This is a genomic window from Bacillus sp. MMSF_3353, assembly GCF_030733445.1.
Classification (GTDB): domain Bacteria; phylum Bacillota; class Bacilli; order Bacillales; family Bacillaceae_G; genus Bacillus_A; species Bacillus_A wiedmannii.
In genome coordinates this window covers 251,568-258,517 of sequence record NZ_JASHJA010000006.1, presented here as the reverse complement: position 1 = coordinate 258,517, position 6,950 = coordinate 251,568, and the positions used below count along the sequence as shown (strand labels likewise).

Sequence of the window (6,950 nt, the reverse complement as noted above, 5' to 3'; positions counted from 1 at the left end):
TGCGTGCAAAAGAAGGCGGATTAAACGTTGGAGCACGTAACACACAAGACGCTATGTCTGCTTTACGTACTGGTGACTCAGCATTAGGCTCAATTTCTAACATCTTACTTCGTATGCGTGATCTTGCTACGCAAGCTGCTAGTGGTACAAATAACACAAAAGATACAGCTTCTTTAAACAAAGAGTATGAGCAATTAAAAGGTGAAATTGGCCATATCGCTGAAAAAACAAACTTTAACGGCAATGCATTCCTAGACACAGCCAGTGGCGGTAAAGATATTAAAATTCAACTTTCTGATGCTGCAAATGATACACTTGATATCACAGCTATCAATACAAAGGATATTACAAGTGATAAGTTGGGTACTTTAACAGATGTAACTACTGCAAAAGATGAAATGGTTAAAATTGATACTGCCATCCAAGCAGTTGCTGATGCGAGAGCAACTTTCGGTTCTCAATTAAACCGTTTAGACCATAACTTAAACAACGTAACTAGCCAAGCTACTAACATGGCTTCTGCTGCTTCTCAAATCGAAGACGCTGACATGGCGAAAGAAATGTCTGAAATGACTAAGTTCAAAATCTTGAACGAAGCTGGTATCAGCATGCTTTCTCAAGCTAACCAAACTCCTCAAATGGTTTCTAAATTATTACAATAAGCCATTTGAGTTAGTTTCCTGAATAAACCTCTCTGCTTGCGGAGAGGTTTATTTTTTCTATATAGATAGATTATTTATAAAACTTTCTTTTTTATGTGGAAGAGAGTATCCCCGATGCTTAGAAGCGGTCAGTGCTTATCTTGACCCCCTCTTATGTTAAAACACAAACAGTAAATAAGCATAAGCCCCTCTATCCTTCCATAACTGTTTATTAGATTAAAAGATACCGACTATATCAATCTATAAGGAGTGTCTATTATGCGTATTGGTACGAATGTTTTGAGTATGAATGCTAGGCAGTCGTTGTATGAGAATGAGAAACGTATGAATGTTGCGATGGAGCATTTGGCAACTGGTAAGAAATTAAATAATGCTTCTGATAATCCCGCTAATATTGCAATTGTGACTCGTATGCATGCGAGAGCAAGTGGTATGCGCGCTGCAATTCGTAATAATGAAGATACGATATCGATGCTTCGCATGGCAGAAGCTGCCCTTCAAACTGTGACGAATATTTTACAGCGTATGCGTGATTTAGCTGTTCAATCTGCGAACGGTACAAATTCAAATAAAAACCGTGATTCACTGAATAAAGAGTTTCAATCTTTAACAGAACAAATTGGCTATATTGGTGAGACAACTGAGTTTAATGATTTATCCGTATTCAATGGACAAATCCGCCCTATTACGTTAGATGATATTGGTCATACAGTACATATGACGAAACATATTCCCCCTTCCCCTACACAACATGACATCAAGATTTCAACAGAACAAGAAGCAAGAGCGGCGGTTCGTAAAATTGAAGAGGCCTTGCAAAATGTATCACTTCATCGTGCTGATCTTGGGGCTATGATGAATCGTTTACAGTTTAATATTGAAAATTTAAATAGTCAAAGTATGGCCCTAACAGATGCTTCTTCTCGAATTGAAGACGCGGATATGGCGCAGGAAATGAGCGATTTTTTAAAGTTTAAATTGTTAACTGAAGTTGCGCTCAGTATGGTTTCACAGGCTAATCAAATACCGCAAATGGTTTCTATATTACTACAATCGTAAACATTCATCTTCCTTTTTTGGAACGATTCCACACAAAACAAAAGGGAAATACATATAAACTATGTATCTCCCTTTTATTTTGTACCCAAATTTTATTACTGCGTTACAGTCATAACCTGCCCACTACGATCAACCATAATTTTCATTTTACCGTCTTGTGCGTTATATAACCCTAATTTATGCAAATCTTGTTTACATTCTTTTACGAAGAAAGGTAATGTGCGAATTTGATTAATATCAGAGCTCGTAATGAAATGAATTAAATGATGCGTCATTTCTTTTATATCATGAACAAGCTCTTCCTTTTCTCGTTTTAGCCTTTCATTTTCAGCTCGTAATACATGTAATTCGCCTTCGAGACCACGAGCATTCTTTTCATCTTTTGAACGCTCTGCAGCCATGCTAGAAAGCTTATAGATTCCTTCCATGAACTGATGTAGTTCATGCTCTTTTCTTTCACTACACTGGCTAATCGTTTCAAAATTATCAACAATACCAGATATAACTGTTACAAGGCTTTTTTCGTTCTCTGTATTTGGAACTTCATTTCTTAATTCTTGTTTGTTTTCTTTTTTCATTTCAACAATTGATTCTTTTACAGGCGTATATTTTCGCTTTCGTCCTGGTTTTTGTTTTTCAATATTTTCAAACGGTATTTCACATTTTTTTAATTTGTAATACGTATTTTGCAATTGACTTGCTGTTTTTGGAAAAAGATTTAGTTCTTTTTTACTAATGTATTTTGAAATATTAATAATGTTTAAACCGTGACGTTGGGAAAATTGATACACTTCATACAGTAACTCTAGCTCAGACTTCAGCCATGTAATTGTAGATTTTTCATATGCTCGCATCCCACCATTTTTTTCTATATCTATTTGAAATAATACCATTCTATTATATAAATCAACTAATTCTTCATACTCTACTCGGAATTGTTTCTCTATTTTTTTAAATTCCTCTTCTAGTTGCACATCGTTCATTTTATTATTTGACATGTTTTGTAAAAGACTTAATACATTGATTGCTGTGTGGTGATACATAATCTGTGTCACTCCCCCTCATCCTTTCACAATTCTCATCTGACTCCCATGTCTTCTCAGAAAATAGCAATTTTTACATATCCATATTATAACATTTCGAAATTATCTGTCAAATATTAAACATACAAAAATGTATAGAAAGTATAAAAATTTGGAAAATGTTTTTTATTAATATGTAAAATTGCATATTAATTACATTTAATTATATTATATGGTATTTTGGATGTTTTTTCACCGAAAAAATTTGCGTTACCACAAAATGTTACTAAAGTAATCAAAAAATATGTTCGCTTATATTTTTAAATCAAAAATCTCTAAATGAAGATTATTCACACATACAGCGACAAACAACCCAGACACCTTTCATTTTTCTACCACTTTAAAGTATATAATACTAAAAAGGAACTAGCCAATGCTACACATGGCTAATTCCTTCCCCTTTCTAACAGAATAGAGTTATAAACCGAGACTTCAAATCCTCAATCGAAGTCTCACTTCTTCTAAAACTATCTTGGCGGCTCTCTCGTCCCAATTACCTAAAAATGCTCCATACTAGTCTTACATCGCACGTGTCTCTATTAGGCACTGACCGCTGCCATACCTAGCTAGTTCCTCTATTCCAGCTAAAAAAAAACGCTTTTCTTACAACACTAACTTATCAACTAAACCAATTAACTCTTGAATATCTGGCTTACTTACTTGCGCATTTGCTCCTACAGCTTCGCCTTTATGGAATAATTCATTTGTAATTAATGAAGAGAAAATAATGACTGGTAAACGATTCATTACTTCACTATCTTTAACTACTTTCGTTAAATGATGTCCATCCATTTTCGGCATTTCAATATCAGTAATTAGCAAGTGAATATGTTCAAACATTTTTTCCCCTTGCTCTTTCGCTAGCTTTTCAATTTGTGCTAATGCTTCTGCACCATTGCTGAAGAAATTCATTTTCGTATATCCAGCTGATGATAATGTTTCTTCTAATATTTGACGAAGCATTGCTGAATCTTCTGCAATATAAATAACTTTTTCAGCTCGATCCGTTTTTTGCTCTAAACCTGCAAGTGATTTATTGTCATAGCCAGTACCGCTAATTTCACATACAATTTTCTCGTAATCTAATAGTAAGATGATTTTTCCATCTAGCTTTACAATACCAGATGTCGTTTCCTCTAGTCCCATAGATAATGAAGCTGGCTCATCAATTTGTTCCCACGAAATACGTTGAATACGATGCACTTCATCAACGCGGAAAATAACTTTCATTTGGTTTAATTCAGATATAATAAATTTCGTTTGATCAAGTGGCTTTGTTGATTTTAAATTAAGAGCCGTTGCTAAATTAATAACAGGTAAAATTTCACCACGTACTTGAACAACACCTTCAACTGCATGATGAGATTCTGGAACAGTTGTAACAGGGAATGGATTAATGATTTCACGTACTTTCATTACATTAATACTAAATAGGTTTTCACCAACAGTATATGTGACAATCTCTAATTCATTTGTTCCACTTTCTAATAAAATACTTTGTGCTTGTGACATAAAGGTGTCGCTCCCCTTCCATTAATTCCGTATATCTAATTATTAAGCTTTATTAAACCGAAAAAGTCAACTACCTATATGAAAAATATAGATAGTCGAACGATTTATTTTAAAACACGCTTAATCTTGTATAAAAGAAGCAAGTGCCTCTAATAATACTTCTTGTGCTCCTACAATTTCTGTCGGCAGTGCTTCCCACTTTTTCGAAAGCTCCGTTTCTACTCTTATTCTTAGCTCCGAATCCATTTCTTCTAGCACATATTCTTTCGTCGCTATATCAACATCAAGTAGCGCAAGCGCATATAATTCTGGATCATTTATTTTTTTAAATAATTGTTTCAATATAGATGGTGCTATATGTTTTAATTTTTCAATATGAATTTCCTTATCCGAAAATAGTAACTCATATTGAATAAATGTAACATTTTCTTTAATCACTTTAAAATAGCAATTATTTTTTTTATCATTTACAAAATAACCGTTCGGATCTGCAATAATACTCTCTACTTTACGAATTAAATCCGGCAAACTACTCGCCGCCATTACAGTCCGCTGCTCAACCTCACTCGGCGAAATGAATGTAACGCGATACTTATTCTGCGCCATCCTCCTCACCTCTCCTTTTATTAAAATCTATCACCATAAACTATCCAAAAGGCACTGACCTACTATGAAATGATTATCTCATCCCCACCATCTCAGTACGCCTCCATAGCTCTATTCTTACAACTAGCAGCTCGTCTGGATCATAACTGTTTATTCACACCAAACTTCGCTTACCTCTTCTTATACTACCCTAGTAACTCTCCATACCTCTGTCCTTACACACCAGTCGAGGCCCTATTAGGCACTAACCGCTCCAAAACAACGCTGGGTCCTCTCTTCAACCCTAAAAAGAGCTTTTAAGGTCTTTTTAGATCTTTTTAAGAGCTTTTCAACAACTCGATGTTATTGAACCAAAATGCAATCTGCTGATCCGTTATCCCTGATAGTGTAATAAAAAACTCACGGCACTTCATCTCGTCCTTAAACAGTTGATACTTCCATTCTCCTTCGCTACCAACACTTACGAAATAAAACTCATGAATACGGCCAATGATTGACTGCTTTTCGCCAAATGAATATGGAGGTACTTGCTTAATTTCAAATTGATCAGGTAAATATATATGCTCTTCTCGTTCCATTTTTAACACTTGCTCAGCAAGTTCACGTTTATTTTCGAAAAAAGGCAATTGTAAAATTCGCTCTTGTCTTGTCGTCATACGAATAAAAAACCCTTTCTACTACATTACAATTTTACTTTATGATATATTATCGAATTAAGTTTACAACTTCATTTAATACTTCATCTGAAACTTTAATTACTTTCGCATTTCCTTGGAATCCACGTTGATAAAGCATTAAATCAACAAATTCTACGGATAAATCTACGTTTGAACTTTCTTTTGCTGATCCTCGTACATTACCTGCACCATTCTCACCAGCAACACCTATCCCCGGAATACCCGCTGATGGTGTCGCAACGTAATTTCCATTCCCAGTTTTCATTAATCCACCTGAATTTGGGAATGTAGCTATAGCTAGTTGTCCTACAACTTTCATACTACCATCCGAATATTTCATCATAACGAAACCACCGTCAGAAATAGAGTAGTCATTTGCAATTGCAGCTGGGCGCCCCGTTACTTCTGTTGTAGAAATAGTTTTCCCTGTCGGATAATTTGTTAATCCGCTTAAATCAAGTGTTAGACCATTGCCAAAAGGAATTTTAATGGATCCACCTTTAGTAATTTCACCAGTTACTGGATCTTTTTGTACAGGTTCATCTGTCTCCTTTAAATTTCCTAACGTATCAAATTTAAGATTTTTTTCGCCCGTCATGCCTTCGACAGGCTTAAATTCTTTTTCGTTTTTAGAATCATTCCTTACAGAAACTGTATATGTATATTCGCCTGGCACTGGCTTTTCAACTTCTTTACCATCTACAGTCTCTTTTGTAGTCTTTTGCTTAATATTTACACGTAACGTTAACGAGTTCCCTTCCGCATCAAAAACTGTGAATTCGTGAGATAATGCATTTTGGTTTCTAGGAAGGTTTCCGCCTATTGTCGCTTTATCTGTTTGAATCCCACCAACAGCTGATCCCATTGGAATATGAATTGGGCTTGGTCGTGAAGAAAAATCTACTTCTTGTGTTCCTGTTTTTACACCATAACCTAGCACATACTGTCCACCTGTATTTGTAACATAGCTATCTTTCGATACACCAAAAGACCCTTTTCTCGTATACTCTACATTTCCACCGTTACGATCACCAACTAAAAACAAACCGTTTCCTTCTATCGCTGTCTCCATCTTATCACTAGTTAAAGTAATAGAACCATCACTAAAATCTGTAGATGTCCCACTGAACTTTACACCGTTACCAATACTCTTTGGATTCGTGCCAGCATAAGCACCATCACCACGTGAACCAACCGTATTATTATATAGCAAATCATCAAAAATAGCCTTTTGCTTTTTATATCCAACTGTTTGTGCATTTGCAATATTATTTGAAGTAACACTTAATGCATTTTGTGCTGCATTCATCCCTGTAATACTTGTATATAACGCTTTAATCATAACCTTTGTA

7 protein-coding genes are annotated in these 6,950 nt (G+C 35.1%); 2 read left to right on the top strand and 5 right to left on the bottom strand.

Annotated features, from left to right (window positions below):
• Together RBB48_RS16765 and RBB48_RS16760 are read left to right on the top strand one after the other, a co-directional pair.
• The coding region (locus RBB48_RS16765) for a flagellin (RefSeq protein WP_306007861.1) at positions 1-662 on the top strand (662 nt) is incomplete at its 5' end.
• 258 nt (positions 663-920) lie between these two features.
• Positions 921-1,721 carry a flagellin N-terminal helical domain-containing protein gene (locus tag RBB48_RS16760; protein ID WP_262719573.1) on the top strand — a complete coding sequence of 267 codons (801 nt, stop codon included), beginning with the start codon at positions 921-923 and terminating at the stop codon, positions 1,719-1,721.
• A 95-nt stretch (positions 1,722-1,816) separates the two neighbouring features.
• On the opposite strand, the gene RBB48_RS16755 is transcribed toward RBB48_RS16760, so the two are convergent.
• The 5 genes from RBB48_RS16755 to flgE form a co-directional block, all read right to left on the bottom strand.
• On the bottom strand, positions 1,817-2,764 hold the full coding sequence (locus RBB48_RS16755) for a DNA-binding domain-containing protein (RefSeq protein WP_262719593.1): 948 nt from the start codon (positions 2,762-2,764) through the stop codon (positions 1,817-1,819).
• 642 nt (positions 2,765-3,406) lie between these two features.
• On the bottom strand, positions 3,407-4,315 hold the full coding sequence (locus RBB48_RS16750) for a chemotaxis protein (RefSeq protein WP_064459934.1): 909 nt from the start codon (positions 4,313-4,315) through the stop codon (positions 3,407-3,409).
• Between the two features lie 120 nt (positions 4,316-4,435).
• Positions 4,436-4,921 carry a LysR family transcriptional regulator gene (locus tag RBB48_RS16745; RefSeq protein WP_106382795.1) on the bottom strand — a complete coding sequence of 162 codons (486 nt, stop codon included), beginning with the start codon at positions 4,919-4,921 and terminating at the stop codon, positions 4,436-4,438.
• A gap of 317 nt (positions 4,922-5,238) precedes the next feature.
• A complete protein-coding gene (locus RBB48_RS16740) occupies positions 5,239-5,577 on the bottom strand; it encodes a DUF3964 family protein (RefSeq protein WP_000213336.1) in 339 nt (112 codons plus the stop codon).
• Positions 5,578-5,626: 49 nt separating this feature from the next.
• Positions 5,627-6,940, bottom strand: a complete 1,314-nt coding sequence (flgE, locus tag RBB48_RS16735; RefSeq protein WP_306007860.1) for a flagellar hook protein FlgE — start codon at positions 6,938-6,940, stop codon at positions 5,627-5,629.
• Positions 6,941-6,950 lie beyond the last annotated feature (10 nt).